At 57.9% G+C, this 21635-nt stretch carries 21 protein-coding genes and 1 tRNA gene; 11 read left to right on the plus strand and 11 right to left on the minus strand.

Annotation, left to right across the window (positions count from 1 at the left end):
* Positions 1–89: 89 nt before the first annotated feature.
* Positions 90–1259, plus strand: a complete 1170-nt coding sequence (nagA, locus tag PMX72_RS08415; protein WP_117646248.1) for an N-acetylglucosamine-6-phosphate deacetylase — start codon at positions 90–92, stop codon at positions 1257–1259.
* A gap of 75 nt (positions 1260–1334) precedes the next feature.
* Here nagA and PMX72_RS08420 read toward each other — a convergent pair whose 3' ends face one another.
* Entirely contained in the window at positions 1335–1919 is a 585-nt protein-coding gene (locus tag PMX72_RS08420) for an NADPH-dependent FMN reductase family protein (protein ID WP_089572399.1), read from the minus strand.
* A 157-nt stretch (positions 1920–2076) separates the two neighbouring features.
* On the opposite strand from PMX72_RS08420, the gene PMX72_RS08425 reads away from it, so the two are divergent.
* From PMX72_RS08425 to PMX72_RS08440, 4 genes are read left to right on the plus strand one after another with little or no spacing between them, the layout of a single operon-like run.
* Positions 2077–2958 (plus strand): aldose 1-epimerase family protein, encoded by an 882-nt coding sequence (locus PMX72_RS08425; protein ID WP_089572398.1) that lies wholly within the window; start codon positions 2077–2079, stop codon positions 2956–2958.
* Positions 2959–3017: 59 nt separating this feature from the next.
* The gene (locus tag PMX72_RS08430) at positions 3018–3953 is read left to right on the plus strand and encodes a hexose kinase (protein ID WP_117648435.1); all 936 of its coding nucleotides are present in this window, start codon (positions 3018–3020) and stop codon (positions 3951–3953) included.
* Between the two features lie 37 nt (positions 3954–3990).
* Entirely contained in the window at positions 3991–4125 is a 135-nt protein-coding gene (locus tag PMX72_RS08435) for a hypothetical protein (RefSeq protein WP_255413760.1), read from the plus strand.
* Between the two features lie 32 nt (positions 4126–4157).
* Entirely contained in the window at positions 4158–4631 is a 474-nt protein-coding gene (locus PMX72_RS08440; RefSeq protein ID WP_089572396.1) for a NanQ anomerase/TabA/YiaL family protein, read from the plus strand.
* A 134-nt stretch (positions 4632–4765) separates the two neighbouring features.
* Here the strand turns inward: PMX72_RS08440 and PMX72_RS08445 are convergent, their stop codons facing one another.
* The 3 genes from PMX72_RS08445 to PMX72_RS08455 all read right to left on the minus strand — a co-directional run bounded on the left by PMX72_RS08445 (position 4766) and on the right by PMX72_RS08455 (position 5988).
* A complete protein-coding gene (locus PMX72_RS08445) occupies positions 4766–5131 on the minus strand; it encodes a hypothetical protein (RefSeq protein WP_117766459.1) in 366 nt (121 codons plus the stop codon).
* A gap of 14 nt (positions 5132–5145) precedes the next feature.
* Complete coding sequence (locus tag PMX72_RS08450; protein ID WP_117766461.1) at positions 5146–5655, minus strand: hypothetical protein; 510 nt, start codon at positions 5653–5655, stop codon at positions 5146–5148.
* Between the two features lie 257 nt (positions 5656–5912).
* A tRNA-Thr gene (locus PMX72_RS08455) sits at positions 5913–5988 on the minus strand.
* Positions 5989–6195: 207 nt separating this feature from the next.
* Between PMX72_RS08455 and PMX72_RS08460 the strand changes: the two genes are divergently transcribed.
* Positions 6196–6678 (plus strand): PTS sugar transporter subunit IIB, encoded by a 483-nt coding sequence (locus PMX72_RS08460; RefSeq protein ID WP_271729492.1) that lies wholly within the window; start codon positions 6196–6198, stop codon positions 6676–6678.
* A 326-nt stretch (positions 6679–7004) separates the two neighbouring features.
* Here the strand turns inward: PMX72_RS08460 and PMX72_RS08465 are convergent, their stop codons facing one another.
* Entirely contained in the window at positions 7005–8057 is a 1053-nt protein-coding gene (locus PMX72_RS08465; RefSeq protein WP_271729493.1) for an aldose epimerase family protein, read from the minus strand.
* Positions 8058–8263: 206 nt separating this feature from the next.
* On the opposite strand from PMX72_RS08465, the gene PMX72_RS08470 reads away from it, so the two are divergent.
* Positions 8264–9028, plus strand: a complete 765-nt coding sequence (locus PMX72_RS08470; protein ID WP_233540578.1) for a DeoR/GlpR family DNA-binding transcription regulator — start codon at positions 8264–8266, stop codon at positions 9026–9028.
* A gap of 14 nt (positions 9029–9042) precedes the next feature.
* Here the strand turns inward: PMX72_RS08470 and PMX72_RS08475 are convergent, their stop codons facing one another.
* From PMX72_RS08475 to PMX72_RS08490, 4 genes are all read right to left on the minus strand, one after another.
* Positions 9043–9348: a type II toxin-antitoxin system RelE/ParE family toxin gene (locus PMX72_RS08475; RefSeq protein ID WP_271729494.1), complete on the minus strand. Its 306-nt coding sequence runs from the start codon at positions 9346–9348 to the stop codon at positions 9043–9045.
* A complete protein-coding gene (locus tag PMX72_RS08480) occupies positions 9338–9604 on the minus strand; it encodes a type II toxin-antitoxin system Phd/YefM family antitoxin (protein ID WP_271729495.1) in 267 nt (88 codons plus the stop codon). Before PMX72_RS08480 ends, PMX72_RS08475 begins: the two co-directional genes overlap by 11 nt.
* 297 nt (positions 9605–9901) lie before the next feature.
* Complete coding sequence (gene lacG, locus PMX72_RS08485) at positions 9902–11323, minus strand: 6-phospho-beta-galactosidase (protein ID WP_271729496.1); 1422 nt, start codon at positions 11321–11323, stop codon at positions 9902–9904.
* 76 nt (positions 11324–11399) lie between these two features.
* On the minus strand, positions 11400–13178 hold the full coding sequence (locus PMX72_RS08490) for a PTS lactose transporter subunit IIBC (protein ID WP_271729497.1): 1779 nt from the start codon (positions 13176–13178) through the stop codon (positions 11400–11402).
* A 284-nt stretch (positions 13179–13462) separates the two neighbouring features.
* On the opposite strand from PMX72_RS08490, the gene PMX72_RS08495 reads away from it, so the two are divergent.
* Positions 13463–14464 (plus strand): LacI family DNA-binding transcriptional regulator, encoded by a 1002-nt coding sequence (locus PMX72_RS08495; protein WP_271729498.1) that lies wholly within the window; start codon positions 13463–13465, stop codon positions 14462–14464.
* A 439-nt stretch (positions 14465–14903) separates the two neighbouring features.
* Here the strand turns inward: PMX72_RS08495 and lacG (PMX72_RS08500) are convergent, their stop codons facing one another.
* Together lacG (PMX72_RS08500) and PMX72_RS08505 are read right to left on the minus strand one after the other, a co-directional pair.
* Entirely contained in the window at positions 14904–16343 is a 1440-nt protein-coding gene (lacG, locus tag PMX72_RS08500) for a 6-phospho-beta-galactosidase (RefSeq protein WP_271729499.1), read from the minus strand.
* 66 nt (positions 16344–16409) lie between these two features.
* A complete protein-coding gene (locus PMX72_RS08505; protein ID WP_271729500.1) occupies positions 16410–18185 on the minus strand; it encodes a lactose/cellobiose PTS transporter subunit IIB in 1776 nt (591 codons plus the stop codon).
* 356 nt (positions 18186–18541) lie between these two features.
* On the opposite strand from PMX72_RS08505, the gene PMX72_RS08510 reads away from it, so the two are divergent.
* The 3 genes from PMX72_RS08510 (at position 18542) to PMX72_RS08520 (ending at position 21576) form a co-directional block, all read left to right on the plus strand.
* A complete protein-coding gene (locus PMX72_RS08510) occupies positions 18542–19546 on the plus strand; it encodes a LacI family DNA-binding transcriptional regulator (protein WP_271729501.1) in 1005 nt (334 codons plus the stop codon).
* Positions 19547–19760: 214 nt separating this feature from the next.
* Positions 19761–20099, plus strand: a complete 339-nt coding sequence (locus PMX72_RS08515) for a PTS lactose/cellobiose transporter subunit IIA (protein WP_006234827.1) — start codon at positions 19761–19763, stop codon at positions 20097–20099.
* A 505-nt stretch (positions 20100–20604) separates the two neighbouring features.
* On the plus strand, positions 20605–21576 hold the full coding sequence (locus PMX72_RS08520; RefSeq protein WP_271729502.1) for a hypothetical protein: 972 nt from the start codon (positions 20605–20607) through the stop codon (positions 21574–21576).
* Positions 21577–21635: the final 59 nt, after the last annotated feature.

Raw genomic sequence — 21635 nt, forward strand, 5'->3', positions numbered from 1 at the left:
CTCATAACGGCGGGCGGGCGCTTTTTGTTTTCACTTGGACCGGGTATAAGCATCACCATAGTCAACTGCTTTAGAAGCAAGGAGTGCATATGAGCACGTACGCAATTAAGGCTGACAAGTTCTTCTTGCCGGCAGGTCCGCAGCTGGGCGGCTATCTTATGGTCGAGGATGGCGTCTTTGGCGCCTGGCAGGCCGACGAGCCCTCTTGCGAGATCAAGGACTACACGGGATCGTGGATCGCACCGGGTATGGTCGATACCCACATCCATGGCTTCTACAACCACTCAACTACCGATAACGACCCCGAGGGTATCGATATCAGCTCGACTGAGCTCGCCCGTCGCGGTACCACCAGCTGGCTACCCACGACGTTCACCGATGGCGTCGAGCAGATCAAGGACGCCTGCGCCGCCATCGCTCAGGCGGACGAGGGTCGCGGCCCCGACTTCTGCGGTGCTCGCATTCAGGGCATCTACCTGGAGGGCCCCTTCTTTACCATGAAGCACGTGGGCGCGCAGAACCCCGCTTATCTTATCGATCCCTCCGAGGAGGTCTTTGATCAGTGGCAGGAGGCTGCGGGCGGTCGCATCGTTAAGAGCGCCATGGCGGCCGAGCGCGACGGTGCCGCTGCTTATGCGGCTGCTCTGAACGCCAAGGGTGTGGTGACCAGCATCGGTCACTCCGACGCCACCTACGATGAGTGCATCGCCGCCATCAACGCCGGTGCCAGCTGCTTTACGCATACCTATAACGGCCAGCGCGGGCTGCATCACCGTGAGCCCGGTGTCGTGGGTGCTGCTATGTCCACGTCCGAGACCTACGCCGAGATCATCTGTGACGGCAAGCACGTAAACCCTGCCGCCATCAAGGCGCTGCTGCAGGCCAAGGGCTGGCAGCACACGGTACTCATCACCGACTGCCTGGGCTGCGGCGGCATGCCCGAGGGCAGCTACACCAGCGGCGGCATGGACGTCATCATGAAGGACAACCTGTGCTGGCTCGCCGATGGCAAGAGCATTGCCGGTTCGGTGCTCACGCTTGCCCAGGGCGTCAAGAACATCGTCGACTGGGGCATCGCCAGCGCCGATATCGCCATTCGCATGGCAACCGAGGTGCCGGCACGCTCCGCGCACATCGAGGATAAGTGCGGCAGCATCATGCCGGGTCGCGACGCCGACTTTGTCGTGTTCGACCATGAGCTCACCCTCGTCGAGACGTATGTTGGCGGCCAGAGCGTCGGCAACGCCTTTACCGAGTAACGAAAGAAAAAGACGGCGGGCCCGAATCTGCTCGGACCCGCCGTACGGGTTAAACGCTCAAAAGCACCTTTACAGTTACAGCTTGCTAGCGATTTTCTTTGCCGTACGCTTAACGCCGGCCACCAGGCCTCCTGCAGGATGCTCCTTCTCGTATGCTAGGCGCTTCTCGCGCTTGGCGTACTCTTCGACGATGATGTCTCCATACTCGTCTTCGATCTTGTCGAAGAAGTCGACGGCACCCTTAATTTCCTCAGCGGTCGGGTGCCCCTTTTGGACACCGCCGGTGAGTTTGAACGGCCCCCACGTATCAAAGCCGGGGCAGCCGTAGACACCCATAAAGATGGCCTGCCTCATGCGGCAGATGCCATCGATATCCTTGCCGTACCACTTGTTTTTGCCACCGTAGGTCATAAGGCCAAACACCTTGTCCTGCGGCTGCAACACGTTAGTGAGCACGCGTGCCATGTCCTTGTCGATCTCGGAGTAATAGATGCCCGTGGCGACACCAATCAGATGGTATTCGTGCAGGTTGGGATACTCGTTTTTGCCGAGTGTTTTCACGTCGAGGGTATCGATTTCGGGGTGCGCCTCGACGATGGCGTCCACGAGCTTTTTCGTATTGCCGTGGTGGCGTGAGGCATAAAGAATGATGGTTCGCATAAGAAGGCCTTTCAGCTGTAATTGCATCAATGTCTGTATGGTACCCCGTTACATGGCCGGGATACCGGACGCATCGATGAGCGTGCGGGTTTGTTCTATGGTTAGGATTGAAACGGGCGCTTGCGTGAAATAAAGCAGTTGTTCGAAAGGATGGGTAATGGAATACGCTCTCTCCAACGATTCGATTTCTATTAAGGTTTCCACGGCTGGTGGCTCGTTTACCTCGATTGAGGCCGGAGGTCGCGAGTACTTGTGGCAGGGTGATCCCACCGTGTGGTCCGGCCAGGCGCCGATTTGCTTCCCGATTTGCGGAGGCTTGCGCGACAACAGCGCCATGACGTTTGCCGGGCATCATGTAAAGCTCGCTCGCCACGGCTTTGCGCGCAAGCAGGAGTGGAAGCTGCTGAGCCAAGGCGAGAACGAGTTGGCTATGTGCCTGGCTTCGGAGGATAACGCCGCGCTGCTGAGCGATTATCCGTATCCGTTTAGGCTCGTCGCCCGCTATACGCTCGAGGACGCCGCCGTGCGTGTCTCCTATGAGGTTACCAACGAGGGCACCGAGGACATGCCGTTCTTTATCGGTGGGCATCCCGGCTTTAGGTGCCCGCTCGATGAGGGCGAGGCCTATACGGACTACGAGTTGCGCTTTGAGAAAGAAGAGGCTGCAGAGCTTTGCACCGCTGTCCCTTCGACTGGCTTGATTGACGTGGACAAGCGCTCCAAGAACCCCATGGTGGGAAAGACGCTGCCCCTGTCGCACGAGCTCTTCGATTTTGCGGAGACCATCTTTGACGTGCTCGAGAGCCGCCAGGTCACGCTTTCCAAAAAGGGCGAGGACAAGGGCGTCCGCCTGAGCTTTGAGGGCTTCCCATATCTCATTGTGTGGAGCAAGCCCGAGGGTGATTTTGTGGCAGTTGAGCCTTGGGGCGGCCTTTCGACCTGCTCCGATGAGGACGACGTGCTTGAGCATAAGCGTGGCTGCCTTGTCGCCAAGCCCAAGGAGACCGTCGTTCGCTCGTTCACGATTGAGATTCTGTAATTCCGTTTTGTCGACTCGTATCGCGAGGCACAAGGAGCCTGCGAGATAAGGAGCTAAAAATGATCCTCACCGTTACGATGAACCCGTCCGTCGATACACGCTATCAGCTCGATGAGCTCATTATCGACGACGTTAACCGTGTGACGCCCGAAAAGACCGCCGGCGGCAAGGGTCTCAACGTGGCCCGTGTACTGGGTCAGCTGGGCGACGACGTTGTGGCAACCGGTCTACTCGGCGGCCACATGGGCGCCTACATGGCCGAGCTCATGGATGCCAACGGCATTAAGAATGATTTTGTACCCATCAAGGGCGAGACTCGCATTTGCCTTAACATCCTCCACGCCGGCAACCAGACCGAGCTACTCGAGAGCGGCCCGACGATTGCCCCCGAGGAGCTCGATGCCTTTACCGCCAAGTTCGCCGAGCTTGCGAGCAAGGCCGCTGTCGTTACCATCTCGGGTTCGCTGCCCCGTGGTGTCGAGGCAGGCTACTACGCCAAGATCACGGGTATTGCCGAGAACGCCGGCGCCAAGGTGCTGCTCGATACCTCGGGTGCTTCGCTCGAGGCCGCCCTTAAGTCCGAAATTAAGCCCGAGCTGGTCAAGCCTAACCTGACCGAGATTAACGGCCTTCTGGGCACGAGCTTTACCACCGACGATGTGGACGAGCTCCGCGCCGCGCTCGCCTCTGATGCCCGCTTCTCCGATATCCCCTGGGTCGTCGTGTCCATGGGCGCTGCCGGCTCCGTGGGCTTCCATAATGGCCGTGCATTCCGCGCCAAGACCCCCGATATCCCCGCCGTTAACGCTACGGGCTCTGGCGATTCGACCATTGCCGGCTTCGCGCATGCGATTGCTGCTGGCGCGGATGACGAGACGGTGCTGCGTACCGCCAACACCTGCGGCAAGCTCAATGCCATGGATCCCATGACTGGCCACTTGGTTATGGATCGTTGGGACGAGGTTTACAACGGCGTTGTCGTGACCGAGCTGTAGGAGCTTGTGCGCCGCCCCCGGCATCGGTTGCTTACTTGTGGTTAGAGTTGACGGCAAGTGCGGTAGCATTATGCCGGGGCGCGACGCCGATGCTGTCGTGTTCAATCCCGACCTTACCCTGGTCGAGACGTATGTGGGTGGCAACAGCGTCGGTAATGCATTTACCGAGTAGCTGCCAAATAAACGATCCGAGAGGGGATTTAGATGATTTACGGCGCATTGGGCGATATCGAGGAATACCGCGGAATGCTCAAGGGCCTCGACGTGCTGATCGACTGGCTCGAGGAGAACGACCCGGCACAGCTCGAGGTCGGCAGCCATCCGATTTTGGGTGAGAAGGTCTTTGCGAACGTCATGTCTCCCACGACGCGTCCCGAGGCTGAGGCTCACTATGAGACGCATCAGCGCTATCACGACCTGCAGATCGACGTCGAGGGTCGCGAGGCCTTCAAGGTCGCTACGGGCAGCCTGACGCTGGTCCAGGAGTTTGACGAGAAGGACGACTATGATCTGGTCGATTCCGACGCCTCGATCGCCGGCGATCTTGCCGACGACAAATTCGCGCTGTTCGTTGCCGGCGAGCCCCACATGCCCACGCTCGAGTTCCCGGGCGATGGCGCACAGCCGGTCAAGAAGATCTGCTTTAAGTTGCTTGCCGACGCCTACTGGGAGGAGTAGCGAGCTGCTCGGCTGAGCTGTTCGTCTGATGGCGTGATTCCCCTAGGGAAATCACGCTAGGACCCCGCCAAACGGGTTTTCCCTAGGGAAATCACGTTTGGCGGGGTTTTCTGTTTTGAATAGGGAAGCCTCATTTATTTGCGAAGAACATCGGCTAGCCGCAAGATTGAAATCATCGACCGATAAGTGAGTTCCACTTTTTCGCCCGCAAGCAGTCGTTTCGAGCCAATCTCATCTAGCCCCACAAGCCGAGAAAACAGCGGGCCGCTCATCGTGCCCTCGTCAATTGATTCCCTTATGGTCTTCAAAACGTCCGTATCATGAAGCGATGCCGAGCTGTAGGGGGCAACACGAGCGGAACTCTCAATTAACGACGAGACAAAAGGATGAAGATGCTTTGGACATAGTCCATCAAACACCACATCCCCATTGTCGTTCGAGCCGACCAGGCGCCAAGTATAATGATCGACCCAGTCATCCCCGTCGTATATGGCGTTCATGAGCAACTTCCCGTCTAGAGAGAGAAACCTATTTGGACATCGGGGCGCAAGACCGCAATCCATATCGGGCCTGCAGCAGCTCCAACCCAACGCACCACATAGGTTCCCTTTCGTACATGTGTATCAATCTGCCCCGAAATGCCGGTGAATGCAATTCCAGACCCGTTTGTCGGATAGCAATCGACGTATTTTTGTTTTCCGCTCACAACCTTGTATAGATATATCGTTCCAGCAAAAGAGAAGGGATCGTTCGCAATTTTGTCCGGAAGAACTTGCCACCTCAAAATCCCGCTACCAATATGGTCAAGCTTGACCGTTCCGCCGTCCCCCTCAAAAGTGGCAAGGGGATTTACCCAAGACTGAGAGTCGGCATCGCCCTCCTTAGCAGTTATCAGCAGACTGCCCGTATAAGACTGCTGAGGCTCACCTTCAGGACAGACAGCCTTGGCCCAAGAAGGGCCACTCAGGCAGAACAGTCCGAGCAGCATCAATACCAACAAAAGAAAACCCTTAGTTCTTTTCATCTATATCCCCAACGTCTCTCGACATTTGTATATCGTGACTATTTTAGATCTATATGGCCAATTCGAGCCCTCACCATGGCAATTGTTGCAGCTGGGTTTCTTTTCATTAAGATTTCACTTTGGTAAATCCCCGCCCCTAAGCATTAAACCCGAAGTCCACCGAGTGGGCCGCCGTTGACGTGGCGATGTTTGGATTGGCGCGCACGCACTCAAAATCGGCAACAAAAAAGCCGCCCGAAGGCGGCTATCTTGTGTAATGGAGCCAGCGACCGGGCTCGAACCGGTGACCCCCGCTTTACGAGAGCGGTGCTCTACCAACTGAGCTACGCTGGCGGCCATATGATGACGCAACTGAGGCGTCAACGGCTGTCTATGATACGGGACATCGCACATCCGCGCAAGTGTTCTGACGGCTTTTCTCACTTTAAATGCACTAATATTAGAGGCGTGATGTCTGCAGTGCCCATTTGTTACTTGACCTGCTGTTGAGTTGGTGGTCGACGTCCCGCTCGTATGGGTCTCAAACAGAATGGGGCAGCCATGGCTCAACCCAAGATTCTTCTTACGCGTATCGATGACCGTTTCATTTACGGGCAAGACGTTGAGCTGTGGAACGAAGCCGTGGGTTCCAACCTTGTCCTAATCGTCAACGATGAGATCGCGGCGGATTCGCGCCAATGGGCACCAATGAGGGTGGCGGTGCCAGAAGGCGTTTGGACGCGGTTTTTCTCGGTGCAAAGGACCATCGACATCATTTATACCGCAACGCCGCGCCAATGGATTCTCATCATGGTGGCGTCGCCCACGGATGCACTCGCGCTGGTTAAGGGCGGTGTGCCAATAACCAAGATCAGCATCGGCCATATGCGGGCGAGGGAGGGCAAGCGCTCTGCAACGCCTGCCATTGCCGTAGGCGATACGGACATCGCCGCCTTCAAAGAGTTGCAAAAGCTCGGCATAGAGCTAGAAATCCGTTATCTCCCCAGTTCCGCCCCCGACCCCATTGGCAATCTGTTCAACTGATCCCTTGGGGACGGAGGAAAACGGATCATTTTGCCCTTGCGAGGGATGCGCGCGATGCCGCCTGTCAAAAACTATGCCCATTTACTACGTTTGGTCGGCTATCGCCGAGCATGTCGAATTTGAGAAAAACAAAACCGCAGGTAGACGGCTTGCGAATTTAACAAAAACCGGTGCATGGTCGAGCATCCCGGGCTAAACGTAGTAAATGGGCATAGTTTTGATATGTCACTTATACAGTCACAGAAAAAACGAGCCTAAAAGATGAAAAAGCGCCCGCTGGCGGTGGTGTCGGCGGGCGCTGCTGTGCGATATGTCGCGTTGCGGGCTTAGTGCCTCATAAAGTGGTATTCGATCACATTGCTGTAGGGATGGCCCGGGCCCACAATGCCCTGCGGGAACAGAGGCTGGTGCGGCGTGTCGGGGTACATCTCGGCCTCGAGGGCAAAGCCGGCGCCCCAGCCATAGTTGGCATCGTCCTTGGCGTGCTCGTCGCCCAGCCAGTTGCCGGTGTAGAGCTGCACGCCCGGGGCAGTGGTGTAGTAGTCCATCTCACGACCGGTCCACATCTCCTCGACGTGCATCGCGCGGCGCAGGTTGCGGCCGTACTGATAGCCATCGATGCACAGGCAGTGATCGTAGCCACGGGCCTGCTTGATCTGCGGGTCGTCGGCCTCCATGCCGGGTGCGACGGGGCGAAGCTCGCGAAAGTCAAACGGTGTTCCCTCGACCGGAGCAATCTCGCCGGTGGGGATGTTCTGCTCGTTAATGGGCAGGTAGTGGGCGGCGTTGGCGACAAAGAAATGTTCGCAGTCCATGCCGGCGTTATGGCCTGCAAGGTTAAAGTACGTGTGGTTGGTCATGGACACGTAGGTGGCGCGGTCGCTCTCGCAGCCATAATCGATGCGGAAGACGCCGGTGCGCGTAACGGTAAACACGGCCGTAAAGGTTCGGTTGCCGGGCAGGCCCAGCTCGCCATCCTTAAGCGAGGTGGTCATGCGCACGGCGTTATGGACCTCGTCGAGCTCAACATCCCACACACGTTTGTGCAGGCCGTGCTTAAGGTCGCTGTGCAGGTTGTTGGCGCCCTCGTTGGCGGGCATATGCCAGTCCGTGCCGTCGATGGCGATCGTGGCGCCAGCGGTGCGGTTTGCCACAGGGCCGATGGTCGCGCCAAAGCAGGCGGGGTTGTCAAAGTAATCCTCGAGCTTATCGAAGCCCAGCACCACATCGCGCACGTTGCCGGGAATGTCGGGCACATCGATACCAAGCACCGTGGCGCCATAGTCCATAATGCGAACGCAGATCTCGGGCCCGTCGAGGGTGTAACGATGAACGGGGGTACCGCACGGCGCGGTGCCGAAAAGCTCGGAAGTGATCATTTGGTTCCTAACATCGAGGTATTTCCGACAAACTGTAGCGCGAACAGGCGAGATTATCACTACACCCCACTAAAGCTGGGGGTATTTTTCTCAAAAAAGTGATGATTGGAGCTGTGCGGGCGTTCATTTTTGACGCGTACGAGTCTGATACAATTTGTTCGTTACTGTTTGAATGATATGCGCGCAAAGAACGGCGAGGATTCATCGTGATTAAGGCAGAGCGACAGGATAAGGTTCGTCAGCTGCTCGAGGAGCAGGGCACGGTCTCGGTCAAAGAGATTTCGGATGCGTTGGGCGTTTCGGACATGACGATTCGCCGCGACCTCGAAGAACTTGCGAGCCTAGGCGAGATCGAGCGCGTGCACGGCGGAGCCCGCAGTGCACAGGGCCGTCCGCACGCTATGTTGCGCCATGAGTATTCGCACAGCGAAAAGCGCACTAAGCATGCCGAGGAAAAGCTGCAGATTGCGCGCCGTGCTGTGGAGCTTATCGAGGAGGGCTCGACCATCTTTTTGGGCACGGGCACCACGGTTGAGCAGATGGCCTCGATGCTGCCGACGTTTCGCCTGCGCATTGTGACCAATTCGCTTTCGGTGTTTAACCTGCTCGAGGCGCGCGAAGACTGCGAGCTGTGCCTCGTGGGCGGTATGTACCGTCGCCGCACCGCCGCTTTTGTGGGACCAACGGCCGAGGATACCCTGCGCGCGCTGGGCATCGATGCGGCGTTTATCGGCGCCAACGGCATCTTGGACGGTGACGTGTCTACGTCCAACATGGACGAGGGCCGTATCCAGCAGCTCGCTTTTAGCAAGGCAGACTCGCGCTATCTGATCGCCGACTCCAGCAAGATCGGCAAGCGCGATTTCTATACCTTCTGTCGCCTGGACAATTTAGACGCCGTGGTGTGCGAGCCAGGTATCGCCGCCGAGGACCGCGCCGCCATCGAGGAACACACGCAGGTCATCTGCTAGCTCGTGCTGCCGGGCTAGACCAGGCGGGCGTAGTCCTGTGACTGGTGAAAGACATGGGCGATATAGATCGTATCGCGCTCACACTTGTAAAGACACACGTAGTTGTTGACGGGAAACGATCGATAATTGCGTGCCGCCAGCTCTCGTATATGGGAGAGAGGCCGTAGGAGCGGCTGCTCGCGAAGCAGGTCAAGCTGATATTCAAACTCAGCGACAAAATTGCCTGCTGCACGCGGATTCTTGAGGATTTGAGCAAGGTATCCGACAATACTTTCGTACTCATACCGCGCGCTTTTGAGGATTACGACGTTATAGGTCATATTTGTCTCGCATCGAAGCCGCGAAGGATTCGTAGTCGCTGTAGTCGCCTTGCGATATTTCGTCTTCTGCCATCATCATGCGAGACAGCAGTTTTGCCTTGGCGATTTCTTCTTGCATGAGGCGATACTGGTCGCTGCTGATGCAGTGCATGGCCTCGTAGCCGTTCTTAGTTACGGTGACGTCGCGCTCAGACTCAACAAGCGTGGTGAATGCAGCAGTGTCCTTCATATCTCGGACGGGCACACAAGCTGACATGGGTACCTCCTTTGCGTTGGGACACAATTGTACCACGATGTGTCCATGCTGCCGGTGCCGTCGAATCGTCTCAACCTGTAACATCTAGGCGGCCAAAAGCGAGTCAGATGTTACAGATCTAGATATTTCGAACCGGGTGCTCCCGTTCATCTCAATCTGTAACAATTGGGGTCGAAAATCCCTGCTAGATGTTACAGATCGAGACAAACGGTCTGCTCGGGCCGAGCCAAAACAAAAAGGCCGCATACGAACCGGTTTGGGATTCGTATGCGGCCGACAGGGAGTATGCGGCGGAAACTAGGCCATGAGCAGGCCGGTCTCCGCGACATTCTTGTACCAGTACGCGCTTGCCTTGGGATAGCGCTTCTGGGTCTCAAAGTCGATGTAGAACAGGCCGTAGCGCTTGTTATAGCCGTTGGTCCAGGAGAACTGGTCCTGCAGCGACCACACAAAGTAGCCGTCGACGTTCACACCGCCGTCGATCGCCTTGAGGATCCACGCGAGATGCTGGCGCATGTAATCGATGCGAGGGGCGTCGTCGATAAAGCCGTCCTCAAAGTCGTCCTTATAGCCCATGCCGTTCTCGGTGATGTAGATCTTCTTGTAGTTGGGGTAATCGTTCTTAATGCGCAGCAGCAGGTCGTAGAGACCCTCGGGATAGATAATCCAGTCCCAATCGGTGGTGGGTACGCCTTCGCGCACGCATGACTCACCCACGCCCTTGAGGAACCAGCGCGAGGAGCCCTTGTCGCCGGTGCCATTGTGGTTGATGTCGTTTTCGCCCTCGGCGGCACGCAGGAACTGGCACTTGTAGGTGTTGACGCCCAGGCAATCGTTGTAGGGGAGCGCGGCGGTCAGCGCGGCGATGTCCTCGTCGCGGACGTCGAGCTCGCCGCCGGCGATATGGGCCAGCTTGGTCGCAGCCTCCATGGTGTCGGCTGCATAGTGGCCGCGGAAGGTGGCGTCGAGTACCCAGCGGTTGTTGATGACGTCGGCCATGCGAGCCGCCTCGCAGTCGGCGGCGTTGTTGGGGTCGAGGGGATACTTGGGCTCCAGGTTCTGGACAATGCCGATCTCGCCCTCAAAGCTGCCCTCATGGAAGGCGACGACAGCCTTGGCGTGGGCTACCATCATGTTGTGCATGAGCTGGAAGGCCTTGTCCAGGCGATACTTCTCGCCGTGCGGCCAGTTGCCGACGATAAAGCTGCCCTCGGCGGTCGCGGGAATCTCGTTAAAGGTAAACCAGTGCTTGACCTCGGTGAACTCGGCAAAGCAGAACTTGGCGTACTCGACGAAGGCGTCGATGGTCGTGCGCGTCAGGAATCCCTCGCCGCCGTCCTGGTAAAAGGCCTCGGGCGTATCGAAGTGATCGAGCGTGACATAGGGGATAACGCCAGCTTTGTTGCAGGTGGCAAAGAGCTCGTGATAGAAAGCGACGCCCTCGGGGTTAATCTCGCCGGTGCCACTGGGGAAGATACGGCTCCAAGCTATGGAGACACGGATGCCGTTGATGCCGAAGCGCTGGCACAGGTCGATATCGACCGGGTACTTGTTGTAGAAATCGCTTGCAGGATCGGGGGAGAAGCGACCCTGAGCAGCCAGGAAATCGTCCCAGGGCACTTTGCCCTTGCCGTGCGTACGGGTCTCGCCTTCAACCTGGTAAGCGGCGGTGGCGCCGCCAAACACAAAGCCGTCGGGGAACTGCATGGGGTTGGTCATGAGTCATCCTTTCTGTGGGATACGAATAGGGAGAGGTGCCCGAACTGGGGATTCGGGCACCAACAGAGGGAGGTAACTAGTCGAGGTTCTCGCGGAGCCACTTGATGGCGCCAGCGGGGTCACGGGTAAGGTCGATATATTCCTTACCGCGCGGAGCGAGCAGCTTAATGCCCAGGCGATCGGTGTCGGCCTTCATGTCGTTGTAGTAGCTACGAACCTGCGGGGCAAGCACGATGACGTCGTACTGATCCATGATGGCAGTGTGCTGGCCATAAGCGCCGGCAGAGGAAGCGATGTTCTCTCCGGTCTGCGCAGCGCCTTCCTTGATGGCGTTGGCAAGCATGGCAGAGGTGCCGGCGCCGGCGCACAGGACGAGGACCTTCAGGCCATCGACGTCCTTTTTGGTGGATGCGTCGGCGGCGGGCTCGAGCTGATCGGCGACAGGCTTGCTGTCGGCGACAGCGGCGGTCGGCTCGACGGAAGCGGTAGTCTGCTCGACAACGGGCGCAGAGGCGTTGGCGGCGATGGCGGCAGCACCATCGGACTCAAGACCCAGCTCGGCGGCGCGCTCGGCCTCCTGGTCGCAGAGCAGCTTATCGTATGCCTTCAAGAACGGCAGGTAGATGATGGCGTCCAGCAAGATGATGATCGCGACAAATACCAAGGCGATAAGCTGGAAGTTCGTGGTGATGAAAATGCCGATGGGGGCGGGGGTGGCCCAAGGCACCACGAAGGAGAAGCCGTTCATGCCCACGTTATCGATAAAGAACTTGGCAACACTTACGTTGACGCAGCCGGCGGCAACAAAGGGGACGAGCATGTAGGGGTTAAGGATCATCGGCGCGCCAAAGAGCAGCGGTTCGTTGACGGCGAAGGCAACAGGAACAATCGAGGCCTTACCGACGGCTTTGAGCTGCTTGGACTTCATAAAGAGAATTAGCAGAAGCGGCACGATGAAGGTGGCGCCGGTGCCGCCGAATTCACCCACGAGCGACATGTTAAAGGTGAGGGAGTGGGCGGGGTGGCCGCCTGCCAGCAGAACCTGCAGGTTCTCGGCCTGGTTGGCAAGACGGATGGGGTCGATGCCCGGCTGGACGATCGAGGGGCCGTGGACGCCGATGAACCAGAAGAACGCGGTGGCTGCCTGGATAAGGATAAGGCCAGGATAGGTTTCTGCAGCGGTAAAGAGCGGGGAGAGCAGTTTGATAAGCAGCTCGGAGAACGGAACGCCCATGAGGTTGCGCACGACGACATCGATGATGCCGCAGATGATGACGGCGCCGCCAAAGGGGATGATATCGCGGAAGTTCTGAGCGATGGCGCCCGGGACCTCCTTGGGCAGCTTAATGGTCAGATCGCGCGAGACGCAGAACTTATAGACCCACACGGTAATGAACGCGGCGATATAGGCCGAGAACAGACCGCGCGTACCCATGCTGGTGCAATCGAAGACCGAAAGTTCGGAGCCGTTGAACTTGGTGGTGAACTGCGTAACAGCGAGCAGCAGCATGCTGCACTGGGCGGCCACCGTGGTGGAGCCGTCGTTGAGCACCTTGCCGGCGGGCATGCGACGGTTCATGGAAGCCGTAAAGTTCTTGGCAGTGGTGCCGGCAACCATGATGCCCATGACGCCCATGGTGAAGTTGTACAGCTTGTTGCACCAGTCGATGAGCGGCTGGGGCAGCGTGATGCCAACTACGCCAGGAAGGGTGGCAATCAGCAGAAAGATCGAAGAGGTGAGGACAATGGGCATGCACCCAAGAAATCCGTCCTTGATGGCCTGGAGGTAGATGTTCCTCGAGATCTTCTCAAAGAACGGTTGATGCTTTTCGAGCATCTTTACGATGGCGTCCATAGAGCTCCTTTGCTGCTTGATGCGCGATGCATGTGGATGGAACTGGTCGTCGATGGATGGTCAGGACTGCCCGGAAACCTTCCTGCTTGAGGAAGGCATTGCGAAATGACAACGTTGTCATTTCGTTAATGACAACGTAAGACATTTTTGGAAGAGCAACAAGGATATACGGGTGAGCGGTCGATATTGTTCGGTAAACGGTTGATTTATCAATCAGGCAGGTAGTGTATGCTAGAACACAAAAAACAAGCGATGCAAAACCGACTGGAGAAGTAGTGGCAACGATGGACAAGAAAAATGTCTCAATGAACGACGTGGCAGTTGCCGCAGGCGTTTCTCTCAAGACGGTGTCGCGCGTGATCAACGAGCCCGATAGCGTGCGAGAGTCGACACGCGATAAGGTCCATTCGGCAATGGAGGCGCTCGGGTTTCGAACCAACTTCGCCGCGCGTTCGCTCAAGTTGGGCCGTTACGGGTGCATCGGCGTGGTGCTGTTTCACTTGTCGGGCGGTGCCGTGGACATGATTGACGGTATTGCCGATGCCGCCGAAGAGCGAGGCTTTGCGCTCACGATGATCAAAAAGCGGGCGGGGGAGAAGATGACCCTTGCCGAAGCGGCGCGTAGGATGTCGCAACTTCCCGTCGACGGCATGATTTTCAACCTGCGCCAGATGGTCGATGACTTTGATACCTTTGAGGCGCCGAAAGACCTCAAGACGGTGATTATCACACCGATGGAACATCCTACCTGCTCCACCGTCAGTGACGACCAAGAGGGCGGCGCGCGTATGGCGTGCGAGTACTTCTTGGACCGCGGGCACAAGAACGTGTACTTCGTCTCTGGTAAGAAAGAGTCGCTGTCGAGCCAGTGTCGTATGAAAGGTTGGCGTGCGGCACTTGAGGCGCGTGGCATTGAGCCGCCCGAGCCTCTGCAAGGCGATTGGAATGCGGATAGTGGCTATGCCGCGGGCCTTGTGCTTGCCGATAAACCCGATTGCACGGCGGTCCTCGCTGCTAACGACTGTATGGCAAACGGCGTGATGATGGCTCTACGTGACAAAGGGCTCAGTGTGCCCGACGACGTGTCCGTGATCGGCTTCGACGATGAGCTCTACAAGACGATTCCCAACTCGATTCTGACGTCGGTGAAGTTTCGCCACCGCGAGCTGGGCATCCGTGCGCTTAACGAGGTCGTCGCAGGTCTGGAAGCCCCGAGCTCCAGAAGCCGTACGCTTGTCTCGGGCGTGTTGGTCGAGCGTTCCAGCGTAAAGGACCTGCGGGCGTAGACGTGCTCGGCTCGTTCACCTTAATCTGTAACAGCTAGGACCGAAAATCCCCGTCAGATGTTACAGATCGAGATTTTTCGGCTCGGCCTATTCCGTTTGTCTCGATCTGTAACAGGTAGGAGCGAAATAACCCGCTAGTTGTTACAGATTTAGATTGAGGGAACTGCCCCGTGCATTCATCTCGATCTGTAACAACTAGACGCCCAAAACCGGTTTTAGTGTTACAGATTTAGACAATTCGGTCCGGCCCGCCCTGTTTATCTCGATCTGTAACAGTTAGGACTGGAAAGCTCGGCTAGATGTTACAGATCGAGACAAACGGCTCCTGACCAGCCCAAAAACAAAAAGACCGGGGGTGGCGCGCCGTGTGACGTGCCACCCCCGGCTGAGAAATGGGGACAGGTTATGTGAGCGGCGCAATTCCGCTCGCCGCAGGCCGCTAGTCCAGACGACGGATCTGCGCCACGTGCTTGTACCAGTAGGCGCTTGCCTTGGGCGTGCGCTTCTGGGTTTCAAAGTCTACGTAGAAGAAGCCATAGCGCTTGTTGTAGCCATTGGTCCAGGAGAACTGATCCTGCAGGCTCCACAGGAAGTAGCCGCCCACGTTGACGCCCACCTCCATGGCCTTGAGCAGCCAGCGCAGGTGCTGCTCGATGTAGTCGATGCGCGGCTGGTCGTCCACAAAACCGTCCTTGTAGGGGTCCTTGTAGCCCATGCCGTTCTCGGTGATGAAGATCTGCTTGTAGTTGGGATAGCGCTGCTTAATGTAGACGAGCAGATCGAACAGGCCCTCGGGATAGATGATCCAGTCCCAGTCGGTGGTGGGGATGCCGGGCTTGTTCACGTGCTCGCCAATGCCCTTGACGCGCCAGCGGCCGGTACCCTTCTCGCCCGTGCCGTTGTGGTGCAGGTCGTTCTCGCCGTCGTAGGCCTTGAGGAAACGGCACTGGTAGTTGTTGACGCCCAGGTAGTCGTTGTAGAGCGCTGCCTCGCGCATGATCTCGAGATCCTCCTCGCGGATTTCGATGGTGCCGCCGGAGACTGCAGCCAGGCGGTTGGCGCACTCGAGGGTGTCGGGGGCATAGTCGCCGCGGAAGGTGGCGTCGAGCAAAAACTGGTTTTGCAGCACATGCTCGTTGTTGGCGGCCTTGATGTCGGCGGGGTCGTTCTCGTTGAGCGGGTACTTAAACTCCAGCGACTGAATGACGCCGATCTTGCCCTTAAAGCCGCCGTTATGGAAGGCCAGTACCGCCTTGGCGTGGGCGAGCATCATGTTGTGCTCGCACTGGAAGGCCTCGGCCAGGTGCGCCTTGACGCCGCCGGGGAAGGTGCCCTCGATGTAGGTGTTGGAGGCGTCGGCCCAGATCTCGTTAAAGGTGAACCAATAGGTCACCTGGTCGGCGTACTCCTTAAAGCAGAAGGTGGCAAAGTCCACAAAGGCGTCGATGGTCTCGCGGTTGAGGAAGTCGCCCTTCTCAAAGAGGGGCAGCGGCGTGTCGAAGTGATGCAGCGTGACAAACGGCTCAACGTGGTGCTTGTGGCACTCGGCAAAGAGGTCGTGGTAGAACTGCACGCCCTCGGGGTTCACCTTGCCGGTGCCCTCGGGGAAGATGCGGCTCCAGGCGATGGAGAGGCGAATACCGTTGATGCCAAACTCCTCGCACAGCTCCAGATCGACGGGGTACTGGTTGTAGAAGTCGGAGGCGGGATCGGGAGAGAAGCGGCCCTGGGCCTCCAAGAAGTCGTCCCAGGCGACCTTGCCCTTACCGTGGGTGCGGGTCTCGCCCTCTACCTGGTAGGCAGCAGTGGCGCCGCCAAAGACAAAGTCCTCGGGGAACTGCGCGGGCGGGTTGGTGACGCTGGCGGGGTTAACGGACATGATGATCCAATCGTTTAAATCGAAGGGCCAGCCGGTCTTGGATAGTCGGCTGGCCCTAAGCGTTACTTACTTCGACAGCTGCTCGCTCACAAAGGCGAGAGACTTGTCGCCGTTCTGGGAGAGCTCGATGTACTGCTTACCACGGCAGGCGACGCACTTGTTGCCCACACGCTCGCAGTCCTTCTGCAGGTCGGCCAGGTAGCTGGCAGCCTGCGGGGCCAGGACGACCAGGTCAAAGTCGGGGAGCATGTCCACGTGGTTGCCATAGGCGTCGGCAGCGGTCTCAAGATCGATGCCGCGCTCCTTGGCGGCCTTGGCCAGCGCGTTGGCGAGCAGGCCCGAGGTGCCGCCGCCCTGGCAGAGCACGAGCACACGCTTGCCGTTGAGGTCGCTGGCGGTCGTTGCCTCGGCAGCGGGCGCTGCGGAAGCGGCGGGGGCATCGGCCTTTACGGCCTCGGCAGCGGCGCCGGCGGCAACACTCTTGGCGTCGGCTTTACCCTGGAAGGCGTCGTTGAGCTTGGCGGCCTTCTCGGCGTTCTGGGCGGCGAGCTCCTCCTGGGAGATCTCGGCCTCCTCGGCGCACTTCTGGGCGTCATAGGCACGGAAGAACGGGTAGTACAGGGCAAAGTCGACGACTAGGATGATGGCGAGCATCACAAAGGCGAGCGGCTGGAAGCCCAGGCCCATGATGGTGCCGATGGGGCCGGGGACGGTCCAGGGCAGGGTGTACATAAAGCCGTTCATGCCCAAGAAGTCGATAAAGACCTTGAGGATCCAGATGTTGGCGATCGGGGCAAAGACAAACGGGACAAAGAAGACGGGATTGAGCACGATAGGTGCGGCGAACAGCAGCGGCTCGTTGACGGCAAAGCACACGGGGACGATGGCGGCCTTACCGACGGCGCGCATCTCCTGGGACTTGGCCAGGAAGCAGAACATAAAGACCAGGACGAGCGTGGCGCCGGTGCCGCCCATGCAGACGACGAAGTACTGGGCGCCCTGCGTCAGGACGGCGGTGGCGTGCTCGCCGGCCTGGAATGCGGCCAGGTTGTCGGTCATGTTGGCAACGAGGGCGGCGGCGATGGCAGGCTCGACGATCGAGGGACCGTGGACGCCGACAAACCAGAAGAGGCTCATGGCACCGTAGATCACAGCGAGACCGATGTAGCCGTCGGCAGCGGTGAACAGGGGCTGGAACACCTGGATGACGCCCTGGGCAAAGCAGAAGCCAAAGGCAGCGCGGAAGACGATGTCAAAGACCCAAAAGACGGTGATGCAGACGGAGAAGGGGATGATGTCCTTAAAGGTCTGCGAGATGTTGGGCGGAACCTGCTCGGGCATCTTGACGGTGATGTTGCGCTTAATGAAGAACTTGTAGATGATGCCGGTCACAAACGCAGCGATAAAGGCGGTCAACAGGCCCTTGGAACCAAGGTAGGTGGTGTTGAAGCCGCTGGCAGCGTCCGTGGCGATGGTGTCGCTCGAAAGGAGCAAGAAGCCGATGATGGCCGCGCACATGCACGAGATAAAGTTGATCTGGTTGTTCTTGGGCAGGTCGCGGTTCTGGGCGTCGGCGAAGTGCTTGGCCGTGGTGGCGGCACAGGCGATGGCCAGGATGCCCATGGAGTAGTTGTAGCACTTCCACAGGGCGTTGTTGATGTCATCGGGCCAATAGAAACCCCAGATGTTGGGGACCGAGGCTACCAGGCAGAAGATGGACGAGAAGATGATGATGGGGATGACGGAGATAAAGCCGTCGCGGATCGCCTTGAGGTACTTGTTGCGGGCGATCGCGTTGAAAAAGGGCTGGCCCTTTTCGATGATGGCGATGAGTTGCTCCATGCAATGCTCCTAAGAGTCGGTGGGTTAGCAACGATGGTAGCTTTTGGCGTTCGGTTGCCAAAATGTTGACGTTGCCATTTTGCGACACAAAAAAAGACGCGAACCAGTGGTTCCTATGCCTGCGAACCATCGATTCCTTACGCGTAAACGTTTGAGCCGCCCGGTGGCTCTGTATTTGCGCAATGGCAACGTTAACATTTGGGCGACAAAAGCCGTTCGGGGAAGCAAGATTGTCGGTGAACGGTAGGTTTTAGGTGGTAAACGTATTGTGGGGGAGACGTTGGATATACTTAAAGGCGTTCATTTGACTGCGTAGGGTGCCGCCAATGGCATCGTTGACATAGAAAGATCGACCTATGGCCGCTGTTAAAAAATCGGTTTCCGTTAAGGACGTGGCGCGTCTCGCGGGCGTCTCGGAGCAGACGGTCTCGCGCACCGTGCACGATTCGCCCAGCGTGCGCCCCGAGACCAAGGAGCGCGTGCGTGCCGCCATGCGCGAGCTGGGGTATCGACCCAATTTTGCCGGTCGATCGCTGCGCCGCGGCAAGTTTAAGACCGTCGGCGTCGCCATGTTCAACATTACCGGCACCGGCAACCTCGACCGCATGGAGGGCTTTGCCGCCGCGGCCGACAAACATGGCTATGCCATCACCCTAACTAAAGTAGACGGGCATCCGTATACCCTCGAGAGTGCATCGTCGCGCATGAGCGCGCTGCCGGTGGATGGCATGGTTGTGATCATGAATCGCATGCCGGCGGACTTTGGCACCTTCGAGCCGCTGCCCGGTATGCAGACGGTGCTCGTTACCATGCTGGAGCACCCGCTCTGTTCAACAGTCGATAACGACCAGTTCGATTGCTCGCGCCAGGTGGTCGAGTACCTGCTGGAGCAGGGGCACAAGACCGTGCACTTTATCTCGTGCCCCGAGCGCTCGCTTTCGGGCATGCGTCGCGAGGAGGGCTGGCGCGAGACATTGCGCGCGCATGGTATTGAGCCGCCGCGACTCGTCCGTGGCGATTGGACGGCACAGAGCGGATATGCCGCCGGCCAGGTGCTTGCGGACGATTCGAACTGCACAGCCATTTATGCTTCCAACGATGCCATGGCCTACGGCTGCATTCGCGGGCTCGAGTCGCGCGGGAAGCACGTGCCCCAGGACGTAAGCGTGGTGGGTGTTGACGACAGCCTGGGCGACATCGTGCCCGACCGTCGCCTGACCACGGTGCGCTTTGACAACAAGCGCGTCGGCATGTGGGCTGTCGACAAGATTGCCGGCGCCGAGGGCGCTGCACCCGGTGTGGAGCACATGCTGTTTCCGGGTGTGCTCGTCGAGGGCGATACGGTGCGCGATGTACGCTAGGGTGTGGACCTGTTTGGGTTGCCACTAATTGTGTTCGATATTGTTCGCATTGGTTTAAAAACCGTTCACGGGCGAAAATCGACCGTTCATAGCTCGAAATTGCGTTTTGCATTGTTCTGTTTTGTTTGAATGTTAATGTTTCTGTCATACACAACGCAGCGCGTATGCCCGGACGCGATGCTCTCCATTGGTTCATATGTGAAAGGAACGCAATATGGCAACCAAAGAAGAAATCTCGATGGTTGGATTCGAGATCGTCGCATACGCGGGTGACGCCCAGACTGATCTGCTTGCAGCGCTCGATGCTGCTCGCGAGGGTGATTTTGAGAAGGCCGAACAGCTGCACAAGGATGCGAGCGATGCACTCATTGGCGCCCACGACACGCAGACCAAGCTGCTTTCGCAGGAGGCCGGCGGCGGCGAGATGGAGATGACCTTCATCATGGCCCACGCTCAGGACACCCTCATGACCACCATGATCTTGGAGAAGCAGACCCGCTTTACCATCGATGCCTACAAGCGCATCGCTGAGCTCGAGGCCAAGCTCGCCTAACGAGCCCTCACAACCAAGTCCCCTTCCAAAAGCCCTGTCGCTACCCGCGGCAGGGTTTTCTGTTTGCCCGGCACTTGGGGACGTTCCTTATCTGCCGGCAGTTTGGGACACTCCTGTCATGCATTTGATCCTTTGAGGACGGAAGAAACCGGGTCATTAGGTTTGCTGCGGTGCCGACTCGGTCTGTCGGTTACAAAACTATGCCGGTTTACTACGATGAATCGCATTCTTTCAATTATGGAAAGAACAGCGTTATCAAAGCCGCAGGTAGAAAGCTTGTCATTTTCTGCTAATAGCAAATGTTGTCGGTCCTATCGGTTTTATCGTAGTAAACCGGCATAGTTTTGAAATGGCACTATTCGACTAGCAGCGTTATGGAGCTTCTGCACGCCCTCCCGTTCGGTTTTTTGCTGGGTGGGTATACTTCCATCCGCAATACAGACCGGACTGAGGAGGTATCCAAATGCCGGATAACGGGTCAATACAAAAAAGAGATGCGCGCGAGATGGCTCATGGGCGTCCTGTCCAGATAACCGAGCACACGACGGTAACCGAGCTGCAGCCCAGCCTGTCCGATGTCGTGTGCGCAAATAAAAAGCTGCAGATCGGTATCATCGTTGCGCTCGTGGTACTGGCCTTGCTGTCGGGCTTTGTGGCTCGTCCGCATTTTGCCGATACCAAGACTTGGGACTCCACCATCGAGGTTATCGACCAAAAGAAAGGTAACGTACTGGCGCTCACGGCCTCGTGCGTGGCGCTGTCTGCGGGCATTACCGCGCTGCCGGGTGATACGGGTACGCCGGTCGCTGAGCAGCTCGCACAGCTTTCGGGCAACTTGGGCATCGTGCTTGCCGTGCTCTACCTCGAGAAATATCTGCTGACTATTTTGTGGTCGGTTGGCTTGGGCATCTTAATCCCGTTTGCGTTGGTACTCTTTGCGGTCTCGCTTGGCATTCACGGACGCTGGAGCACGAGTGCCGTCCTGCGCCGCGTGGCGACCCGCGTGCTGGTAGTCGCCATGATCGGCATGGCGTTGGTGCCTGCAAGCGTGTGGGTATCGCAAAAGGTCGACGAGACATATCGCGTCAGCATTGAACAGGCCGAGCAAAAGGCGGCCGACGCTGCGAGTGCGGCAGATAGCGACAGCTCCAAAGCAAGCAAGAAAAAGTCCGAGGCCACGGAGTCCAAAAACGTACTCGAGCAGTTGACTGACGGGGCCTCGAGCCTGGTCACGTCGGTAACCAGTGGTGCCAAGCAGATGACCGACGAGATCGTGCGGCAGGTGACCGATCTGATCGAAGGCGTCATCGTGATGATCGTGACCTCGTGCGTTATCCCGCTGCTGGTGCTCGCGGCGTTTCTGTGGCTGGGACACACGCTACTGGGGATCGATATCTCTGGCCCGGCGAACTATTTGACGGGCCGTTTTCTGAGCGCTCCGTCCAAACATGCCAAGAAGAGTGGGCAGTCTGAGTAGGCGGCAAAGCGAACTTTGGAAGATCAACCGAAAGAAGGGCGGCCGAGACACGTTCTCGG

The sequence above is a fragment of the Collinsella aerofaciens genome, assembly GCF_028207065.1.
GTDB lineage: Bacteria > Actinomycetota > Coriobacteriia > Coriobacteriales > Coriobacteriaceae > Collinsella > Collinsella aerofaciens_AR.